The 20,495-nt window shown below is 60.0% G+C and carries 17 protein-coding genes and 2 tRNA genes; 5 read left to right on the top strand and 14 right to left on the bottom strand.

Annotated elements, in window-relative coordinates; all coding sequences use genetic code 11:
• Positions 1 to 8: 8 nt before the first annotated feature.
• From carB to B071_RS15555, 5 genes are all read right to left on the bottom strand, one after another.
• Positions 9 to 3,287, bottom strand: coding sequence for a carbamoyl-phosphate synthase large subunit (carB, locus tag B071_RS0102895; protein WP_018525602.1), 3,279 nt, complete (start codon positions 3,285 to 3,287; stop codon positions 9 to 11).
• 1 nt (position 3,288) lies between these two features.
• On the bottom strand, positions 3,289 to 4,527 hold the full coding sequence (carA, locus tag B071_RS0102890) for a glutamine-hydrolyzing carbamoyl-phosphate synthase small subunit (RefSeq protein ID WP_018525601.1): 1,239 nt from the start codon (positions 4,525 to 4,527) through the stop codon (positions 3,289 to 3,291).
• 172 nt (positions 4,528 to 4,699) lie between these two features.
• On the bottom strand, positions 4,700 to 4,984 hold the full coding sequence (locus B071_RS0102885; protein ID WP_018525600.1) for an HPr family phosphocarrier protein: 285 nt from the start codon (positions 4,982 to 4,984) through the stop codon (positions 4,700 to 4,702).
• Entirely contained in the window at positions 4,957 to 6,759 is a 1,803-nt protein-coding gene (gene ptsP / locus B071_RS15560) for a phosphoenolpyruvate--protein phosphotransferase (RefSeq protein ID WP_018525599.1), read from the bottom strand. Before ptsP ends, B071_RS0102885 begins: the two co-directional genes overlap by 28 nt.
• A complete protein-coding gene (locus tag B071_RS15555; RefSeq protein ID WP_438829540.1) occupies positions 6,750 to 7,211 on the bottom strand; it encodes a PTS sugar transporter subunit IIA in 462 nt (153 codons plus the stop codon). Before B071_RS15555 ends, ptsP begins: the two co-directional genes overlap by 10 nt.
• Before the next feature lie 449 nt (positions 7,212 to 7,660).
• On the opposite strand from B071_RS15555, the gene B071_RS0102865 reads away from it, so the two are divergent.
• Both B071_RS0102865 and B071_RS0102860 read left to right on the top strand, forming a co-directional pair.
• A complete protein-coding gene (locus B071_RS0102865) occupies positions 7,661 to 9,253 on the top strand; it encodes a sensor domain-containing diguanylate cyclase (RefSeq protein ID WP_018525597.1) in 1,593 nt (530 codons plus the stop codon).
• 62 nt (positions 9,254 to 9,315) lie between these two features.
• Entirely contained in the window at positions 9,316 to 9,729 is a 414-nt protein-coding gene (locus B071_RS0102860) for a response regulator (protein WP_018525596.1), read from the top strand.
• A 27-nt stretch (positions 9,730 to 9,756) separates the two neighbouring features.
• On the opposite strand, the gene B071_RS20425 is transcribed toward B071_RS0102860, so the two are convergent.
• Together B071_RS20425 and B071_RS15545 are read right to left on the bottom strand one after the other, a co-directional pair.
• On the bottom strand, positions 9,757 to 10,407 hold the full coding sequence (locus B071_RS20425) for a sensor histidine kinase (protein ID WP_438829539.1): 651 nt from the start codon (positions 10,405 to 10,407) through the stop codon (positions 9,757 to 9,759).
• A 1,073-nt stretch (positions 10,408 to 11,480) separates the two neighbouring features.
• Complete coding sequence (locus tag B071_RS15545) at positions 11,481 to 12,266, bottom strand: substrate-binding periplasmic protein (RefSeq protein ID WP_018525594.1); 786 nt, start codon at positions 12,264 to 12,266, stop codon at positions 11,481 to 11,483.
• Between the two features lie 308 nt (positions 12,267 to 12,574).
• Between B071_RS15545 and B071_RS0102845 the strand changes: the two genes are divergently transcribed.
• Positions 12,575 to 13,165: a hypothetical protein gene (locus B071_RS0102845; protein WP_018525593.1), complete on the top strand. Its 591-nt coding sequence runs from the start codon at positions 12,575 to 12,577 to the stop codon at positions 13,163 to 13,165.
• A gap of 11 nt (positions 13,166 to 13,176) precedes the next feature.
• Here the strand turns inward: B071_RS0102845 and B071_RS0102840 are convergent, their stop codons facing one another.
• Both B071_RS0102840 and B071_RS0102835 read right to left on the bottom strand, forming a co-directional pair.
• Complete coding sequence (locus B071_RS0102840; RefSeq protein ID WP_438829538.1) at positions 13,177 to 14,790, bottom strand: BCCT family transporter; 1,614 nt, start codon at positions 14,788 to 14,790, stop codon at positions 13,177 to 13,179.
• A 171-nt stretch (positions 14,791 to 14,961) separates the two neighbouring features.
• Positions 14,962 to 15,813: an ABC transporter six-transmembrane domain-containing protein gene (locus B071_RS0102835; protein ID WP_018525591.1), complete on the bottom strand. Its 852-nt coding sequence runs from the start codon at positions 15,811 to 15,813 to the stop codon at positions 14,962 to 14,964.
• Positions 15,814 to 16,142: 329 nt separating this feature from the next.
• Between B071_RS0102835 and B071_RS0102830 the strand changes: the two genes are divergently transcribed.
• Entirely contained in the window at positions 16,143 to 16,619 is a 477-nt protein-coding gene (locus tag B071_RS0102830) for a flavodoxin domain-containing protein (RefSeq protein ID WP_018525590.1), read from the top strand.
• Between the two features lie 38 nt (positions 16,620 to 16,657).
• On the opposite strand, the gene B071_RS0102825 is transcribed toward B071_RS0102830, so the two are convergent.
• The 3 genes from B071_RS0102825 to B071_RS0102815 form a co-directional block, all read right to left on the bottom strand.
• A tRNA-Glu gene (locus B071_RS0102825) sits at positions 16,658 to 16,729 on the bottom strand.
• An 11-nt stretch (positions 16,730 to 16,740) separates the two neighbouring features.
• A tRNA-Gln gene (locus B071_RS0102820) sits at positions 16,741 to 16,812 on the bottom strand.
• A 44-nt stretch (positions 16,813 to 16,856) separates the two neighbouring features.
• Entirely contained in the window at positions 16,857 to 17,396 is a 540-nt protein-coding gene (locus B071_RS0102815) for an adenine phosphoribosyltransferase (protein ID WP_026244923.1), read from the bottom strand.
• Between the two features lie 165 nt (positions 17,397 to 17,561).
• On the opposite strand from B071_RS0102815, the gene B071_RS15540 reads away from it, so the two are divergent.
• Positions 17,562 to 18,533 (top strand): P-loop NTPase, encoded by a 972-nt coding sequence (locus tag B071_RS15540; RefSeq protein WP_040587152.1) that lies wholly within the window; start codon positions 17,562 to 17,564, stop codon positions 18,531 to 18,533.
• Here the strand turns inward: B071_RS15540 and tsaD are convergent.
• Together tsaD and B071_RS15535 are read right to left on the bottom strand one after the other, a co-directional pair.
• Positions 18,525 to 19,577, bottom strand: a complete 1,053-nt coding sequence (tsaD, locus tag B071_RS0102805) for a tRNA (adenosine(37)-N6)-threonylcarbamoyltransferase complex transferase subunit TsaD (RefSeq protein ID WP_018525587.1) — start codon at positions 19,575 to 19,577, stop codon at positions 18,525 to 18,527. The two genes, B071_RS15540 and tsaD, sit on opposite strands and share 9 nt — an antisense overlap.
• Entirely contained in the window at positions 19,558 to 20,487 is a 930-nt protein-coding gene (locus B071_RS15535) for a divergent polysaccharide deacetylase family protein (RefSeq protein ID WP_018525586.1), read from the bottom strand. The genes tsaD and B071_RS15535 overlap by 20 nt, the downstream gene beginning before the upstream one ends.
• Between the last annotated feature and the right edge of the window lie 8 nt (positions 20,488 to 20,495).

Genomic DNA, 20,495 nt, shown 5'->3' with positions numbered 1-20,495 from the left:
GGCAGGGATCAGCGTCCCTTCCGGGGGGCGCTTCCCTCGGGCAGGGGCTGCACCTGAACGCACCCCTTTCGCAGATACTGGATCGCCTCCACCGCAGCCTGGGCAGCGGAAATGGTGGTGGTATAGGGTATTCGCTGCTGGAGCGCTGCGATCCGGAGGTACCCGTCGTCGGCTTGGCTGAACCGCCCCAGAGGCGTGTTGATCACCAGATCGATACGCCCCGATTCGAGGTGATCCAGGATGTGGGGATGCCCCTCGTGAACCTTGAGAACAACCTCGGCCAGGATTCCCTGCTCAAAGAGAAAGGCCGCAGTCCCCCTGGTAGCGGCCAGGGAGAACCCGTTCTCCTGAAGCCTGCGCACCACCGGCACCAGAGCCTCCTTATCAGAATCATGAACAGAGACAAAGACCCTTCCCTTTTTTGGCAGGGGCGTACCGGCAGCAGCACTTGCCTTGGCAAAGGCCTCCCCGAAGGATGCCCCCATGCCGATGGTCTCGCCGGTGGAACGCATTTCCGGCCCCAGAAGCGGATCGTGATCCATGAAGCGATCAAAGCTGAACATCGCCTCCTTCACGGCCCACCCCACGATACACCGTCCCCGGGCAACACCCGAACCCGGCACGGCCCGATCGAAGGCACTGGGGACCAGCCCCTGATCCACCAGATTCTCGCCCTCCCAGAGGCGGACCACCGCCTCCACCAGGTTGACCCCGGAAGATTTGGAGAGATAGGGCACCGTCCGCGACGCCCGGGGGTTCACCTCCAGAAGGTAGAGTTCTCCCCGCTGCACGGCGAACTGAATATTCAGGAAACCCTGGACATTCAGCGCCCGGGCGATCGCTGCTGCGGCATCGACCATGGCCTCTTCCATGGCGGGATCGGAGTGAAAGGGAGGAAAAACACAGGCCGAATCCCCGGAATGGACACCAGCCGCCTCGATATGCTGCATGATGCCCCCCACGTAGACGTTCTGCCCGTCCGAGACGGCATCCAGATCGTACTCGAAGGCGTCCTCCAGAAACTGGTCGACCAGTATGGGCCGCTCCGGCGAGAGCTCTACAGGCCCCTCCAGGTACCGTTTCAGCTCTTCCTCGGTATAGGCGATCATCATGGAACGTCCACCCAGCACAAAGGATGGCCGAAGCAGTACGGGGTAGCCAATCCGTTCTGCCTCCCGACATACCTCCCCGGGGGTTCCGGCCATGCTGTTCCGGGGCTGCTGGAGCCCCAGGCGGTTCAGAAGGTCAGCGAACCTGGCCCGATCCTCGGCGGTGTCGATGCCGTCAAGGGAGGTCCCTACGATCTCGGCCCCCCACTCTTCCAGGGCCCTGGCCATGTTGAGCGGCGTCTGGCCTCCCAACTGCACCACCACCCGACGGATCCCCTCCTTGCGAAGAATCCCCTGGATATCCCCCGCCGTGAGAGGTTCCAGATAAAGCCGGTCCGAGACGTTATAGTCCGTCGAAACCGTCTCGGGGTTGGAGTTCACCATGACGGTCTTGCGTCCCAGGCCACGAAAAGCCAGGGATGAGAGGGTGCAGCAGGTATCGAACTCCAGTCCCTGACCGATACGGTTGGGGCCGCTGCCGATCACAAGCACACCACCGGGACCAACGGGCTCGCCCTCGTCCTCTTCTCCCCAGGTAGAATAGAAATAGGGAGTCTCGGCCTCGAACTCGCCGGCACAGGTGTCCACCAGGTGATAGACGCTGCGAAGATCCAGCTCCTCCCGCCTGCGGCCGATATCACCGGAGGATACTCCGCAGATCGTGGCGATTCTCCCGTCGGTGAGGCCCGCCTGAAGCGCCCGCAGCAGCAGGTCCCGCTCCAGAGGCATTGCGGCATCCTGCATCTCCTGCTCAAGCAGAGCCAGCTCCTGAAAGAGCGCGAGGAACCAGTGATCGAAGCCGCTCTCGGCGTAGATCCAGGCCAGAAGCTCTCCCAGGTCCTCCCCTTCCGCCACGGCGCGGCGGATCAGGGAATAGATCGCGAAGATCCTGCGGGGATGAAGGGTAGAGACCATAGTCCGGAGCTCCTCCGGGGAATATCCGGGCAGCTCCTGAAGCCCCTGGAACCCGTACTCGGCTGCCCGAATCGCCTTGTTCAGGGCCTCCAGGGCAGTACGTCCCAGTGCCAGGGATTCTCCTACAGACTTCATCTGCGTTCCCAGGGACGCGTATCCCGAAGGAAACTTCTCGAGTTCGAACCGGGGGACCTTCACCGCCGTATAATCCAGGGTCGGTTCAAAACAGGACACGGTTTTCCCCGTGATCTCGTTCATCACCTCATCGAGAGTACACCCCACGGCCAGTCGCGCCGAGGCCCGGGCAATGGGAAACCCCGTGGCCTTGCTGGCCAGGGCCGAACTCCGGGAGACCCGGGGATTCATCTCGATCACGACCATGCGGCCATCGACGGGGTTCAGGCCGAACTGGACGTTGGATCCCCCACAATCGACACCCACAGCCCGCAGAATATCGATCGCTGCGGTCCTCATGCGCTGGTACTCCCGATCGCTCAGGGTCTGAACGGGGGCGATGGTGATACTATCCCCGGTATGGACCCCCATGGGGTCGATGTTCTCGATGGAGCAGACGATCACGGCGTTATCGGCGGCATCGCGCATCACCTCCAGCTCGAACTCCTTCCAGCCCAGAAGGGATTCTTCTACCAGAGCGGTATGAACGGGGCTCTCGGCCAGAGCCCGACGGATCGCCGTGCGGGCCTCTTCCGCCGTAGCCGCGATACTGCCGCCCTTGCCCCCCAGGGTGTAGCTGGGACGAATGATCAGGGGCAAGCCGAAGTGGCCCATCATTTGCTCGCCCTCCTCCAGACTCCCCACGAGGGCGCTGCGAGGACTCTCAAGGCCGATTGAGTCCATGAGCTTCTTGAACTCCCCCCGGTCTTCGGCGAGACGGATCGAATCGATACCCGCTCCTATGATCTCCACCCCGTAGGTACGGAAAACGCCTGCCGCATCCAGATCCATGGCGAGGTTGAGCGCCGTCTGCCCCCCCATGGTGGCCAGCACTGCGTCGGGCCGCTCGGTGCGGATAATCTCTTCCAGATATTCCACCTCCAGAGGCTCCATATAGATCGCATCAGCCGTGCCCGGAGTGGTCATCACCGTGGCGGGGTTGGGGTTCACCAGGATGACCCGATAACCCTCTTCCTTCAGAACGGTTACCGCCTGATTTCCCGAATAGTCGAACTCGCAGGCCTGACCGATAACGATGGGGCCGCTCCCGATCACCAGAATTGACTCGATATCTCGTCGTGCGGGCATCTCAGATCACCTCCAAAAAAGCAGAAAAAATCCAGCGGCTGTCGATCGGTCCCGGGGCACTCTCGGGGTGAAACTGGGCAGTGCGAAGACGCCGTTCCTCGTCCCAAAGCCCCTCCACGGTGCCGTCGTTGGCGTTGCGGAACCACACGGCCATTCCCGGCGGAAGCGACTCCTCTCGTACGGCAAAGCCGTGGTTCTGGCTGGTGACAAAGACCCGCCCTCTCTCGCGGTCTCCCTGCCAGACCTCTTCCCGCACGGGATGATTCACCCCGTGGTGGCCAAACTTCATCTTGAAGGTCTCGGCCCCCGCGGCCTCGGCGATGATCTGGTGACCCAGACATATCCCCAGGAGGGGGACCCTCCCCATAAGCTGGCGCACCTGCTCGACCTGATGGNTCAGGACTGCGGGATCGCCGGGGCCGTTGGAGATCATCACGGCGTCGCCCCGGGCAGCCAGGATCTCTTCGGCCGTGGCCGAAGCGGGCAGGAGCGTGATCGGGCAGCCCAGGTCGTGAAACTCGCGCAGGATATTCGCCTTGGCTCCGCAATCGTACACGACAATGTGAGGGCCCTGGTGTGAGCCCGAGGGGGGAGGCAGGTGAACCCCTTTGCCCGTGCCCACCGTGTCCACCAGGGAGCGCCCTTCCATGGCAGGAAACGCCCGGAGAAGCTCCAGAGCCAGTTCTTTCTCCTCCTGGCAGAGCTCTCTACCCCGGGCGGGCCGGCAGATGAGACCATTCCGGCTGCCGTGCCTGCGCAGATTCAGCGTCAGGGCCCGGGTATCCAGGCCGGTGATTCCGGTGATACCGTTCCGGGCCAGATAATCGGCGAGTTTTATCCGCCCCTCGGGCACGGGCCCCTCGTAGAGACTTCGCACTATCAATGCAGCGGGTTTCACCGTTCGCNCCAGGGCCGACCCGGAACGCCCCTCCTGGGGCCCGGTCTCGGACCAGGCTTCGTCGATGCCGTAGTTGCCCGCGTGAGGATAGGTCATGACAACGATCTGTCCCGTATAGGAAGGATCGGTCAGGACCTCTCCATAACCGCTCATGGCGGTATTGAATACCACCTCTCCGATATCGTGTAAACGACGGGAGAAACTCGGCCTGCCTCCCTCGCTCGTTTCACAATCCCCGGGAGCTGCGGCTGTGGCCAGATCCTTCAGCGCCGGTGCGGGCGCACCAAAGGACCTTCCCGGAAATACCGTTCCGTCTGACAGAATGAGTAGTGCGTGATCCAACCTGGTCTCCTTTTCGTGTGCTTCGCGATTGTGCCCGGTGAGGCGGGCTCGTTACAAGTGCCCGGGAAGAGGAATTGACGTTGAAGGGCCACAATCACAAAACGAGGAGAAAAATGCAGCGTATTCCCGGGGCAGAAGGCCCTTCCCCGGGGACAAGCGACAGCGGGGCTCCCTAGGGGCGCACCTGATCGTTAATAGCAGTAAAATCTGACTCCACAAGGCGTTGCAGATCGGCCAGGGCGTCTTTCTCGTCGGGACCATCGGCCTCGATCTCTATCTCCTGTCCCTGGCAGACATTCAGAAGAATCATCTTGATAATGTTCTTTGCATCGGCACAGGCTCCGTTCTTCCGGACAATGATGGTACTCCGGTACAGTTTTGCCGTGCGTACGAAGAGGTCTGCCGGCCTGCTGTGAAGACCTGTTTTTGTCAGAACCGAGAGTGTAATTGATTGCACAGACCATTCCTTTCGTGAATNGTAACCGGGCGCGGGGAGAGTTCTGCCGATTTCAGCCGATACCGCTCACCGAGGAGGTCGCGCACCTCCCCGTGAGAATCTGAGGCGAGAACGCTCTCGGCCAGCCCCGAGGCCTCGTGAAGCGACGTGGTCCGGACCAGCCAGGTGGCCTCGGCCAGCTGCCCNGGCAGCATGCTCAACTCGCGAACCCCCAGACCGATCAGCGCGGGAATCGCCAGAGGATCCCCACCGAGCTCACCGCAGACCCCCACCCAGCGGCGCTGGCGTTGGGCCGCCTGAACCACCTGCCGGATCGCGAGAAAAACCGCCGGATCGTACATGCGGTAGTAGCGGGATATATCACCGTTCAGCCGATCGGCAGCGAGCAGATACTGGGTCAGATCGTTGGTCCCGATACTGAAAAAATCCACCCTTCGGGCCAGAGCATCGGCCATCCACACCGCCGAAGGAACCTCCACGGTGATGCCCACTTCCATCTCGGGGTCGAAGGGTTTCCCCTCCCGTTCCAGCTGTTGCCGCGCCGTCTCGATCATCTCCAGCGCCTCTTCGAGCTCCGGCACGCCCCCTANCAGGGGAAGCATGAGCTTCACCGACCCGAAGGCACTCGCCCGCAGGATAGCCCGGAGCTGGGGCAGAAAGATCTCGGGCCTCGCNAGACACAGGCGGATTCCCCGGTTTCCCAAAAAGGGATTGTCCTCGGAGGAGACGGGAATCGAGGGAACCTGCTTGTCGCCCCCCACATCGAGGGTCCGGATGATCACAAACCCCCGGGGAAAGGCCTCGGCTGCCTGACGGTACGCCTGGAACTGGGTCTCCTCCGAAGGAATCCGGGGCGACCCGAGGAAGAGGAACTCGCTCCGGTAGAGCCCNACGCTTCGAGCCCCGGCAGTGCAAGCCGACGGGATATCCCGGGTTGACCCCATGTTCACCGAGAGGGTTATCTCCACACCGTCGGAGGTCACCGTATCCAGACCCCGGAAATCCTCTACCTTGGTTCGCCAGGCTACCTGGAGAGCCTTGCGGGANCGGACGTGCTGGAGCATCCGCCGGGGAGGGTTCACCATGACCCGGGCGATCTCCCGATCACCACCATCGAGCACAACCTGGTCGTGGAAAGCGATCGCNGCCATCGCCCCGGAGACACCCACAGCGGCAGGAATCTTGAGACTCTTGGCGAGGATCGCCACGTGGGAGGAGACTCCTCCCCTCTCGGTCACGATACCCACCACCCGACTGGTGTCGAGCATCGCCGTATCGCTGGGATAGAGATCCCGGGCGACAACAATGGACCCCTGGGGAAGATCCGAGAGGTCCGCTGCAGGGAGTCCCAGGAGGTTGCGGCGTATACGCTTTGCCACATCTTCAAGATCGGCCGAGCGGGCCCGGTTATGATCATCGGCGTCGAGCTCTGCAAAGAGCTGCACATACTGATCAAAGACGATCTGCACCGCCCCCTCGGCCGAGAAGGAACGCTCCCGAATCATGGTCTCCACCTCGGCGAGCATCGCCTCATCCTCGGCGATCGTCTGCTGGGAGCGAAAAATATGGGCAAAGTGGCTACCCAGCCGCTCTTTCACGCACCCCTGAAGGCGCTCGAGCTCGGCGATCGAAGACTCCAGGGCGCTGCGCAGGCGTAATACCTCCTCCTGGGGCGTACCGACGTTCCGGTTCCCGGGGACTGTCAGGGGAGGCGCAAAGAGCACCGCCTGCCCCAGGGCAATGCCGGGCGAAGCCACCAGACCGGTCAGGTGCATCGGGCCTCCCCCTGGCAGGATTTCACCGCTGCCCGGAGCAGGCAATACATCTCCCGGGCATCCTCCGCCCNGAGCAGGTCTTCCAGCAGCTGTCGCCGTTGATAGAGCGTTATCAGGGTATGGAGGACGTTCCCCACAAGGTCGTCATTCTGCAGGGCAAACATGGAGACCAGCTGCACCGGGAAGGTAACCGAGGGATCCCCCATGGAAGCAAACTCCACGGGATTACGCAGACGAACAAAGAGCAGGGCAGACCGCTGGACGTGAATGGTATCGGTGTGGGGAATGGCGATCTTTGGCCCCTCCAGGGGGAGGCCCGAAGGATAGAGCCGTTCCCGGGCGAGGATGGCCTCAACAAAGGTCCAGCGACAGCGCCCCTCCCTGACGAGATGCTCCGCCATGGTCCGCAGAACCTCCTCCCGGGAATCACCAGCGAGATCGGCCAGAACCATCGAGGGTTTGAGCATCCCCTGAAAGTCAGAAAGTACGTCGCGCACCGCCCCTCCTTTGCGAACGACTCTTGAACTCCCATTATAACTAATCTTGCCGGTGATATGCAACGCGTACACAGGGAGATGAAAAAAATTTTCAAAAATGTGAAAATCAGACAAAGCATCATCGCCTGCTTTCCGTGAACCCCAAGAGGGATGAAGAGAGATACTGAGAGACCCCTCCTTGACATCTCCCTGGTCGAGTTTGATACTTTTATGGGAACCCCTTCCCGCGCGGTTTCGCCGGGGTACGACGAGCGGTTCCGGGAGTGTAGAAGATAAAGCAGAGCACCACGGTATCACACCCCCAGAGGGGATCTTCTTTTCTCGCTCCTCTNGTCCTGATTCTGGTTCTGGTCTCGCTCCCNGCAGCGGCTCGCGAGGCTGGTGGCCAGCTCCAGAGCGGGGCCGTGGAGGCCGTTGCGGTTCTGGAGGACCCCACAGGGCGCATGACCCTTCAGGACGTGCTGGCCCTGGGGGACGAGGCCTTTACCCCCTGGCAGGAAGGGACTGCTCCAAGTTTTTCCTACAGCACATCTGCCTTCTGGTTGCGTTTCCCGCTCTCCGCCGGAGGAGCTCCGGGGAGCGCCTGGATCTTGGAAGTGGCCTATCCCCTGGTCCAGGAAATGGATATGTACCTCCTGGATTATCGGGAATCCCGCGAGATACTCCATCATCGCGGCGGGTCCCGCTATCCCTTTCACCGACGACAGGTTTCGTACCGGAACGTGGTCTTTCCCCTGGGAGAGCTCTCCGACCCTCCCTACGAGGTCTACCTCAGGGTGCGCTCCGAGGCAGCACTGGTCCTTCCCCTCTACCTCTGGAGGGGCGGAGATTTTACCGCCTCCCTGGCCAGGGAATATCTCCTTCTGGGGGCCTACTTTGGTATTCTCCTGATCCTGGTGCTCTACAACCTTTTTCTCTATCTTTTTGTGCGACGTCGTTCCTACCTCTACTATCTACTCTATGTCTCCTGTATCGCCGGATTCCACCTCTCCCTGACGGGGCTGGCCTTCCAGTATCTCTGGCCCGGGCACCCCTGGTGGGCGAACAGATCGGTCATGGTTTTCATTGCGGGGTCAGTGGCGACCCTGCAGATCTTTGCATCGGAATTGCTCTCGCTGAAAAAGCGGGCGCGCCTCTTCTATCGCCTCCTCAGGTGCTCGGCGGCCGGAGCGGTCCTCATGATTGTTCCNGCCCTGCTGCTTCCCTACACTCCGGCGATGCTCATAACGATTACAGGCTTCGGCACCGCCTCGGCCATTTTTTTCGTGACCATTCTGGCTGTCCGCAATGGGGGAGATCGCCTCAGCCTCTATTTCTTCGCGGCCTGGGGGCTCATGATCACAGCGGGATTCCTTCTGAGCGCCCGGAGCCTGGCGATTCTCCCCCATTCCTTCATCACGCTCTTCGGGATCCAGATCGCCTCGATCCTGGAGATTCTCATGCTCTCCCTCGCCCTGGCACACCGGGCACGCCTGCTCGATCAGCAACGGAAGATAGCCCGCCACCAGGCCGCCACCGATGGCCTCACAGGACTGACCAACCGAAGATACTTTGAAGAATACGCCGGTCAGATGATACAGGGCGCCCGCTCTGCAGGGACAGACCTGGCTCTGGTGATCCTCGATCTGGACCATTTCAAGGCGGTGAACGATACCCACGGTCACGACGCAGGCGATACCGTCCTCCAGATGGTGGCCACACGGTTGAGCCACCATCTGCGCGATTCCGATGCACTGAGCCGATACGGAGGCGAGGAGTTTGTCTTTCTTCTGCCCCGAGCAACCCNGGAGGAAGCCCTGCACAAAACCGGGGAAGTTCGGCGATTCCTCTGCCAGGAACCGATCCTTCTGGAAAACCAGATAGCAGTCACCATCACGGCGAGTTTCGGCGTTGCCTGTCTCGGAGATGAAGGATCCCTGCGCGAGCTCATGAAGCGCGCCGACGAGGCCCTCTATCGGGCAAAGAGCCAGGGACGGAACCAGGTTGCCTGCGGATAGGAGACAGAAGAAGCCCCGAACCTTGCGTCGCCGGAATTTTTGCATTACCTTGGAAGGGTACTATGAGCAAACAAGCGATACTCTGCGTTGACGACGAAGTTATTATTCTCATGGCCCTCAAGCAGGAATTGCGTTCCCATTTCAAGGANCAGTTCATCTACGAGGGAGCCGGCGATGCCCAGGAGGCTCTCGAGACCATCAGCGATCTGGANCGCGAGGGCGTTTCGGTGATCCTGATCATCTCGGACTGGCTGATGCCGGGAATCAAGGGTGACGAGTTTCTGCTTCGCGTTCACCAATCCCACCCTGGCATATCGGCAATCATGGTGACGGGCCACGCAGACCCCGAATCAATCCAGAAAATGAGGGAACAGCTCGGCGACATCAGGGTCATTCACAAGCCCTGGCGTCACGCTGATATCATTAACGCTGTTCAGGCCTGCCTGGGCCAGGGGGATCAGTCGCAACTCAACTGATCGGCCTGTCCTCTCTNCCTGTCCCACTCAATGGTCCTGCCCCACGATATCAGGGAGAACCACGGTAAAGCGGGTCTTCCCCGGCTCCGAGGTGAAGCGGATACTCCCCTGGTGCTTTGTCAGGATAGTTCGGCATATCTCGAGCCCCAGTCCGATCCCCTCGCCGTGCTCCTTCGTGGTAAAGAAGGGATCAAAAATCTTCTCCTGCACCCCTGCGGGAATACCCGGACCGGAGTCCTCGATAATAACACGGACCTCGCCTCCATCACTCTCGGTGGTGATCACAATCTCCCCCTCGCCTCCCGCGCTCTCGATCGCCTGGATCGAGTTGAGGATCAGGTTCATCCAGACCTGGCCCAGCTGATCGGCGGCCCCCAGGACACGCAGGCCGGCAAAATTCCGGGTCAGCTTTATTCCCCGCTTGATGCGGTTATACAGAATCGTGAGCACGCTCTCTATCCCATCCTCCAGGGACACAGGACGAAGAGCCCCCTCTGACTCGGGGTGCAGATAGGCCCGGAGCGCCGCCACAACCTTCTCTCCCTTGCCGGCTGCCACGGCCACTACCTGGGCCGTTCTTCTGGCAGCCACCAGAGATGAGGCCCGGCGCAGAACCTCGACACTGCGGGGATCGTGGAGAGCGGATAAAAACCGCTCCACCTCGTCGTCTATTTCCATCTCCACCAGAAGATCGGCGATCTCTCCGGACTCAGCCACTCCCTGCTGCTCGAGAAAGAGCCGNAGTTCCTCCTTGCGNGCGCGCCCTCCCGGGGAGAAAACAAGCTGGCTACACCGGGGAAAAGCCACCTCCAGAAGGTTCGTATAGAGAGCGTTCATCCCGCCACTCCAGGGAGCATCGGAGTCCTGATCGCTCTTCTCCTGAGAATCGAGGTAATACATCAAGGCGCCCGCCGAGGAGGAGATCGCCGCCAGGGGGGTGTTCAGCTCGTGGGCGATGCCGGCCGAGAGTTTTCCCAGGGCCGACAATCGTTCAGACTCAACCAGCCTGGCCTGGGCATCCTCAAGCTCCTGCAGCGACTGTTCCAGCTCGGCCGTACGCTCGGCTACGCGTTCCTCCAACCCTTCCTTGGCCTCGGTGAGCTCCCGGTTTTTCTCCAGAATGTGACGGGCCATATCGTTTATCAGGACAATCAGGGCGTTCAGATCCTGATACGATCCAAGGGCGATGGGACGCCCGTAGTTCCCCCGGGAGATCTCGTCGATCCCCTCGCGGATGGGGACAAACTCCCGGGAGATCTTCTTCACGATAAGAAACCGCGTGGCGATCAGGTTTGCCAGGATCACCGCCCCGATGATAACCAGGGCGAGCACAATAAACCGCAGGCGCATCCCCCGGATCTCGGAATCACTAAACTCCAGGTAGACCTCGCCCAGCACGAGCCCTTCCCGTTCTACCAGACGGTGCACGGGAGGAATAAAACGGGAGGGGGCCGAAGCAGGGCGGGAGATGACCTCTCCCGTGGCGGAGGAGTTCAGCACGATGCCCGAAATACGCCCCGACGAAAGCAGCGCCTCGGCAATTCGGCGCGCCTGGTCATCGTCAATATTGTAGAGCGGGTCTTCCAGGATAACCTCGATCTCGTCAGCGACGATCCGGGAACTCCTGATCAGATCGTCTGTCATGGCGCTGGTCATAAAGATAATTGTGGCAACCTCGAAGGCAACAATGATGGCCGCCGAGACCAGGATCGTCATTCGCTGGGTTTCCGAGAGAAGCCTTCGTTGTCGTTTCATCGATACTCCTCAAGTATTGCGTCCACGATGCCCTCATCGATGATGTCCCGGAGGATTTTCTCCAGCACAGAGCGAAGTTCCATCGCCGGAGCGGCCCGGGACAGGGCAACAAAAAGCTCTGTTCTGTGTGGCGGCTGGTAGACTGNAGGGACAATCAGCTCTTCCAGCCCCGCCTGCCGTATATCCCAAAGAAGGTTGGGCGTGGTGCCGATCAGCACCGATACCCGGCCGTGCTGAAGCATCCGGAGTAACTGCTGTTCCGAGGAAACGGTAACTTTCTCTATCTTTGAATCCGAGTTGAAGGGGTCGAAATAGACCGAATCGCGCACCTGTCCCACTCTGAGAAAGTGCAGATCCCGATAGCTCTGCAGAATGGTCTCGGAGCCCCGCAGAGTATAAAAAGCGGGGGCCACAACCGTATAGGAGGGAGAGATATAGTGGAGATACTCCTCCCGCTCGGCCGACCAGGCGATGCCGGTCATGATGTGGGCATCGCCGACCCTGAGCATCGCCAGGGCGCGTGGCCAGGGATGGCGCTGAACTTCCAGGGGTATTCCCAGTCTCGCCTCAATCTCCCGGATCAGCTCCAGATCTATACCTGAGACCAGGTTTCCCGAAGAATCGGCCATCCTGAANGGCGGCCAGACATCGGTTGCCAGGACAAGATGTTCGGGGGAAGCCACGCCGGGGAGCAGCGGAAAAAAGCCCAGGCAGAGAGTCAGGACCGCCACCCCGAAGGAACAAGACGATTTTCTTTTTGTTCCGGCTCCGACCCCGCCCATCGGCCCTCCTGTCGAGAGATAGTCTCTTCCAAGGATAGCCGATGCAGGGCAGTTTTTCAAAACTTTCGGCGGGAAATCCGGGATCCGAAGCGACNTGGGGGCGGGAAACACGCAGACTCTGCCGATGGCCAAACAACGTGCGTGCTGGAAAGGCCTGACCAAGGCGAACGCCCTGCCCAGGTAGCCGGAAGATCTCCTCTTTGCCATAACCGGTTCTCTTTGCTAAACTCGGGGAGTATGAGTGAAATGGCCCCCCTACCCCGGAGCACAGGCACCGGAACAATCGCCCCGGAACGGGACGCTTCCCCGTGAGATGGAACCAGCGCCGGGCTGTTGCTCTGGAATACCTCCGGAAGATCTACCGCTACGACCCGGAGACCGCCTCCTACACTATCGATGTGCGTCTCCCCGATTACTCCTGTGCCTTCAGCCAATGGGCTCACCCCTGGGAAGAGGTCCCCGAGGTAAACCCCGGGCTGGTGCAGTATCTGAAAGAATGCTCCGACGATATCCCCCCCGAGGCGCCGCTGCAGATTGTCTTCGGTATCGAGGGTCCCCGAGGCCAGGCCATGGAGCGGGAGCTCAGCATCAGTATCAGGAAATATTTCCGCTACGAGCTCTTTATCGAGCGCCGCAGGCTACGGCGTCTTTGGCAACGGGTGCTCCAGTATATGGCGATCTCCGTGGTTTTTCTGGTTGCGGGAACCCTGCTTGGGCCCGAGACAGGGAGTCACCTGGCCAGAATGACCCTCAGACAGGGACTCAACGTGGGTGGCTGGGTATTCATGTGGGAAGCGATCCACCAGCTCACCTTCCAGCAGCAAAACCTGCGCAGGACCATCGCCGACTACACCCGGTTTCTCGATGCCCGGATCAGCTTCGAGCAGTACGACCCATAAAGGCAAAGATATCAGGGCCTTCCCTGGGGACCTCGGGCTGTTCCTGCTCCGGCACCGACCTGCCCGTGACGACGACCCGATATCTTCATGAGCTGCTGAAACAGTTTCAGATCCCTCAACCGTTTTTGACGTTCCTGGGAGACGCGCACGCTGTTCACCAGCATGATACTCATAAGCACCAGGAGGAGCGCAAAGGGGAGCCCCGTGCTAATAACCGCAGTCTGCAAAGCCGCCAGAGCCTGCTCACCGCCGATCAGCAGGAGCACAGCCGCCACCGCGCCTTCCAGAACGGCCCAAAAAATCCGTTGCCCCACGGGAGTTTTAATGCGCCCCCCCGACGTGATGTTGTTGATTACCAGCGACCCGGAGTCACTGGAGGTGACAAAAAAGAAGATCACCATCACCGTTGCCANGATACTGAGAATCAGGGCGGTTGCTCCCTGCAGGAAAGGCATGTTAATGCGAGCGAGCATTTCAAACAGGGCCACGGGAAGATTTCCCTGCACGGTTGCGAAAAGCGCCCCATCACCGAGCTGATTCACGTATATCGCTGTGCCTCCAAAGACCGACATCCACAGGAAAGACAACAGGGGAGGAATCACCATAACGGCCGTTACAAACTCGCGGATACTGCGTCCCCGTGAAATACGAGCAATGAACATACCCACAAAGGGTGACCAGGATATCCACCAGGCCAGATAGAACACTGACCAGCTTCCCTGCCAGGCGCTTTGTTCNCCCGAACCGATAAAGAAGGAGGACGTGACCAGATCNCCCAGGTAGAGCCCCAGAGCGTTGGTGAAGAGTCGAATAATGTATCCCGTGGGACCGACGATCAGGATAAAAACCAGAAAGACTGCGGCGAGTCTCATGTTCAGCTCCGAAAGGATGCGGACACCCTTGTCTATACCGCTGACCACAGAAATTGTCGCGATCGCTGTCACACCAGCAATCAGAGCGATCTGAACCATGGTACTGAAAGGCAATCCTGTCAGATAGTTGAGACCACTGTTGATTTGCTGAACTCCCAGACCCAGCGAGGTGGCCAGACCAAAAAGGGTCGCCAGAATGGCCAGGATATCGATCAGGTCGCCCCAGAGCCCAAATACCCGCTTCCCCAGAAGCGGGAAAAAAACCGATCGTAACGAGAGCGGCAACCCCTTGTTATAGGCAAAGAAAGCAAGCGCCAGGGCAATAATGGTGTAGACCCCCCAGGGATGGAGTCCCCAGTGGAAAAAGGTGGTCGCCATGGCGCTCACGGCTGCGTCGGCGCTCGTAAAAACAGGTGGCGGAAAGGCCGCGTGGTAGAGCGGTTCACCCACAGCCCAGAACATCAAGCCGATGCCCATCCCGGCCGAGATCAGCATGGAGTACCAGGCGAAGTTGGAGAACTCCGGCTTGGCATCNACACCACCAATCTTGACGGTACCCAGACGTGAGAAAGCAAAGACAAGACTCACGACAATGAAAAAATTGCTGGCCAGGATAAATACCCAATCGAAGCGGGTAATGATGAACATCTGCAGAGCCACAAAGACTTCATTGGCTCGCTCCAGATCGAGCATTGCCAGCCCGGCAAAGAGCAGGACGAAGGCAGCCGCTGCCANACTTACCACAGGGTTCATGTCCAGGCCCCAGCGGGTGAAGTTCCGCTCAAAAAGACGTTGCTCTGCCTCCTGCGCCAGGTGCTGACGCTCTTCCTGTGCCGGATCGTGAATATCACTCGTCATGGGTGCATTATATGGACCGGTCGCGTGGGCTGTCAAACAGAATCNTCGCCCTGTGGGTCATACCGATCACACGATCGTCCGGGCAACCCGCGCAGATACATCGTAGAAGTGAGCCCCTTCGTCCACAAGAATGGGAGCACTCTCCATGGAATCGGTGAGAGTCATGATGTAGGTGACCATCGCATAAATGGAGCCCACATCGTAGGCGCCAATGCCGGCGATGAGAAAGAGAACCGCCAGGAGCGCAATAAGGGAGCAGATATCAGCGATGGCCCATGTACCGGCCTCGATGTCCTTGAAGCGAATATTCAACCTTGTGATGGCCCTGAAATGCGCCGTTACGCGAGCCGGTTTTCGCTTTTCTATGACCTGCACCTGGGACTCCCGCCGGGTGTTTATTCTCTCGTTCAGGTGCAGGGCTCTGATACCAAACCACCATTGGATCAGACCGATCACGACGATCAACGCGAGGGCGACAGCTCCTGCGTGGGAATCGTAGAGAAACAGCATGACTGCCGAAACGACGATCCCCACTGCTCCATTCAGGAGCAGCGGCACCACCTCGGTCAAGGCGTCGCAGACCTTTTCGACCATATCCACTCGGGCAGCAACCTCGCTGATTGACGGGGTGACTTCCGATTTCCCCAGAACAAGCGTATCTGCCAGGGTCCGATATATTCGTGCCACAACACGGGATGAGACCAGCTGGTAGATTGCACCGACAAGGGTCTGACCCAGCCAGACCATCACCAGCGGGATGACGCTCCTGATTCCCTGGCCACCCATAAGTCCGTTAATCGCGAGCCCGATCGTGAAGGGATACATCAATCCCAGCACCGATTCTGAGACTGCCAGGGTGTAGGTTCCTGCAAGACCGATTCGGTATGGCCGGAAGATGGTTCCGATTGAACGGGGCATGGACGGNCTCCTTGATATTCGGGTTCCTGTGTTATATACCACCACCCGGTTCTGCAGGAAGTTTTTTCGTAAATTTTTTCTGCTCTTGATGGCCGGCGGGAAGCACGATCTGCGACCAATCATCAAGACAGAATTCACGGGCTGTCCAGAAAATTCCTGGGTGATCGGTATTACCGCTTGCGGGATATGTACGTCCGTCCCGGTGTGGCGGACGCGCCGGAGTATCACTCCGACTCCAAATCCGCCATACGCCAAAAGCACCCCCCTTGGCAGGCGGGGATAGTTTTACGGTTACGCCAGAGTATGCTACACAGATGGAAGGAGGCCCCATGAAAACACTGATCGTGTACGGCACCCGGTACGGTGCTACCGAGAAAGCCGCCCACATGCTCGCCGGACGGATACACGGGGAGATCAGGCAGATCAATCTTGCGAAGGGATCGGCGCCAAGCCCCGCCGACTATGATCTGGTACTGGTTGGGGGGTCTGTCTATGGGGGCTCCATACAGAAAGAAGTTGTACAGTTCTGCACTGCCAATCGGCACCTGTTGCTCCGGAAACCCCTGGGGCTCTTCGTGTGCTGCGGTGAGGAGCACAAGGCCCGGGAGTATCTCCAAAACGCTTTGGGTGCAGACCTCGTGGCCCGGGCCCTGGCTCTCGGGAGTTTTGGCTACGAGTTCGATTACAGCAAAATGAATATCCTGTTCAGGCTGATTGTCCGGGTCATATCAAAAACGGGAAAGAGCGAATTCAACCTCAGGGAAGAAGCGATCCGGGATTTTGCTGCGCAGTTACCCAAATCATAAAAAAAAGCCGGTGAATCGTTATAGACTCACCGGCCTGATAGCCCGTAGGGGAATCGAACCCCTGTTTCGGGAATGAGAATCCCGCGTCCTAGCCGCTAGACGAACGGGCCGGGTAGAAAGACTTCCCGGGGAGGACTTGAACCCCCACTGTCAGAGCCAGAATCTGATGTGCTACCAATTACACCACCGGGAATCAGCTCTTTCGAAGCGGATACTATCTCCTTTTNATGAAAGGTGTCAAGCCGTTTCGCTCTGATAACATTGCAAACACCGGACCTCACGCGTCCCAAGACGCTCCTGATATCCAAGGAAGGGAAGGCCCACCACGGCGAAGACCCCCGACACCACAGCGCCGGCCTCCTCCAGCAGGGAGCAGGCAGCCTCGACCGTTCCTCCCGTGGCGATCAGGTCGTCCACCACCAGAACACTTCCCCCGGAGGGGACATCCTCCCGGTGAACCTCAATGGTGTCCTGGCCGTACTCGAGATCGAAGGACCGGCGCAGGGTATCCCCGGGGAGCTTGCCCTTCTTTCGCAACAGGATCAGGGGGATTCCCAAACGGTACGCGAATGGAGCGGCCAGCAAAAACCCTCGAGCCTCGATGGCGGCTACAGCATCCAGCCTGGTATCACGGTAGGTCTCCACCATGCGATCCAGGGTATGGCGGAACGCATCGGGGTGAGCCAGAAGGCTGGTGAGATCATAGAAGAGAACTCCCGGCTTGGGGAAATCCTGAACCCGTCGAATTGCCCCGTCAATGATTGCATCGTAACTCATGGGCGGTAGTATTATCGGATCGTCCCGGGGGGTCAACGGGTGGTGTCCGTCCACCTCTGTGCCCCTCACCTGAACTGCCCCGAGGGAGTTTTCCCGGGAAAACACAACAGAAAGGAGAGAACTCTTTTGTTGATCTCTCCCCCGCTTCGTCCTATAGTTGAAACCATGCAGCACCTGATCCCCATCGCAAGCGGAAAAGGGGGGGTTGGAAAAACCCTTCTTGCAGCAAACCTGGGCATCGCTCTGGCACAGCAAGGAAAAACTGTGGTCCTGGTAGACCTGGACTTGGGAGGAAGCAACCTCCATACCCTGCTGGGGATCCGGAACAGCCACCCCGGTATCGGCCATTTTATTTACAAGCAGGCCGAAACCCTGGAGGAGCTGCTGGTAGAGACCCCGCAGCAACGGCTTTTCCTGATCCCTGGAGACGGACTCTTTTGCGGAACGGCGAACCTCCCCTTTCACCGGAAGCAGGCCATTCTCAAACAGCTGCCGGAGATACCGGCGGATTTTATCATTCTCGATCTGGGTTCCGGCACTACCTACAACACCCTGGATCTCTTCCTTACCTCTTCCGCGGGGTTGCTCGTAACCTCGCCGGATACAACGGCGATTCTGAACGCCTACTCCTTCCTGAAATCGGCCATGTTCCGCCTGTTGCAACGCAGTTTTCCTGCCAAAAGCGCCGAACGACACCTGGTGCTGGATTTTCTTCAACAAAAGATGGAGGGAAGCTCCCTTCATATCCAGGAGCTCGTAACCCGGATCCGCGGCATACACCCCGAGAGCGGTGACCGCGCCCGGGACGCCCTGGGGCAATTCCGCCCCCGGGTTGTGATGAACATGGGCCGCACAGCCCAGGATATCGGCCTGGGGGGGCGGCTTCGCAAGGTCGTTCAGGACAATCTGAAGAGCGGGATCGAGTTTATCGCCTGCCTGCCCCAGGACGAGCTGGCCTCACGAAGCCCCCTCGAGCGGAGCCCCACCCTTCTGCGATACCCCGAATGCCCCTATTCCCGAAGCATCGCTCACTGTGCACACCGGATCATCCAGGAACCGGCGCCTCCCCCGGCGCCCCTCTTTGAGGATGATCAGGATTTGCAGGAGCTGGCCCAGCGGTTCGAGTCCCTACTGTGAGGGGTGAGGTCGCCCCCGGCGACGGAAAGAGGCGACCCGGGCCGTGACCCCCTCATCGAGACCGCTGCGCACACCGGCAGCGAGCATCTGGTGCCCCANGCCTGCCACCATGGCGGCGTTATCCATACAGAGCAGAGGTGAAGGCAGCACCACCGTTACCCCCTGGTCGGCCAGGGAAAGCAGGCGCTCCCGCAGATACCCGTTGGCAGCAACTCCGCCCCCGGCGGTCACCCTGGGAATCCCCGTATCCTCCAGGGCGTTCTCTACCCTGGTCATGAGCATGTCGATCGCCGCAGCCTGAAAGGCAGCCGCGATGTTTTCCCGGGTTCGCGGGTACTGGTCGTTCCAGAACCGGTCGAGCTGGTGAACCACAGCAGTCTTGAGGCCCGAATAGGAGAAATCGTAGCGATTGTCGTTGCGATTCAGCCTGGGACGGGGGAAGCGGCAGGCCCGGGGATCTCCCTGGCGTGCCATCTCGTCGATCACCGGCCCACCGGGGTATCCCGTGCCAAGATAGGCACTGACCTTGTCATAGGCTTCTCCGCAGGCATCGTCGATCGTTGTCCCCAGAATCTCCAGCTCCTCGGGGCTACGGCTTACGGCGATGATCGTATGCCCCCCGGAAACAAGAAGGACAATATAGGGGTACGCCAGGGGAGGATCCTGGGGGTGAACCAGCTGTGCCGCGTAGGCGTGGGCCGCCATATGATCCACCGCCACAAAGGGGAGTCCCGCTCCGAGGGCATAGGCCTTGGCAAAGGAGAGCCCCACGGCCAGGGAGCCGCTCAAGCCGGGGCGGTTCGTCGCAGCCACACCCAGGAGACCAGGTGCTACAGGATCAACCCCCGCTTCGTGAAGCGCCCGGGAAACCACGGGCAGGATTTGCTCAACGTGGGCCCGCGAGGCGATCTCGGGGACAACGCCGTGGTGGCGGGCGTGAATATCGCTCTGGCTCGCCACTACCAGCGATTCTATCCTGCGACCATCGCGTACAACCGCAGCCGATGTCTCGTCACAGGAGCTCTCAATTCCAAGTGTCAGCATCACAAACCTCCCGGGCACAGGAGAGCGGGAGAAAGCGAAACCCCTCCCGCAGGATCTCCTCCTGCCGTTCTATCAGGACCCGGGCCGTCTCGGGAACGGTCACGTGACCAATCATGATTACCTGCCCCCTGAGGCGGGCTATCTCCAGCGCCCGCTCCAGCTGGGCCTCTATGTCGGCTCTGGTCCGGTGGTGGTCAAGAAAGACATCCCGAACCAGTACAGCGATGCCCTCCCGGGCAGCCACGGCGGAAACCACGCTCCTGCTGGTGGTAAGACTATCCAGAAAGAGGAGGTCCCTCCCCGCTACCTCCTTCAGGAGGGGGCCCATGAAGGAGGGATCGCTGGTGATGCGGCTTCCCATGTGGTTGTTCACCCCCACCACACCGGTGTAGCGGTCCAGATTCCCCTTCAGTATCTCCAGGGCCTCCTCGATGGTATGGGAGGCGGTAATTGCACGGGGACCCGGGTCCTGACCGTTGAAGGCCTCCATGGGCTGATGCAGAATCACCTCGTAGCCCCATCCCCGGGCCTGCCGGATCACCTCCCGGCTTTCTGGCAACCCGGGCAGGACCGCCACGGTATAGGGTACAGCCAGCTCCNCGAAGAACTCCATCTCCTGCCAGGACTGCCCGGCATCATCCAGAACCAGAAAGAGCAGGGGCCCCGGCTGTGGCCCCTCTTCGGGAGAGATCACCCGAGGAGGCTCCTCCCCCGGGGGCCACTCTTCCTGCCGGGGAGGATCGGGTTGCCGGGAAGAATCCGGCTGCCGGGAGGGATCGGAAATGTCCAGAGAAGGAAGGGAGACTACCCGATCGGAGGGGTAGCCGCCGCCCTGAAACACCAGAAATGCGATACTCCCCGCCACACCAAGCAGCAGAAAGCCGAGAAAAATTCCTTGTCGCCGTACCATGACCCCCG

Origin of the sequence: Alkalispirochaeta alkalica DSM 8900 (assembly GCF_000373545.1) — a bacterium.
In the GTDB taxonomy this organism is placed as follows: Bacteria; Spirochaetota; Spirochaetia; order DSM-27196; family Alkalispirochaetaceae; genus Alkalispirochaeta; species Alkalispirochaeta alkalica.
The sequence above is the reverse complement of the archived record's forward strand: the minus strand, read 5'-3'. Positions and strand labels throughout refer to the sequence as shown.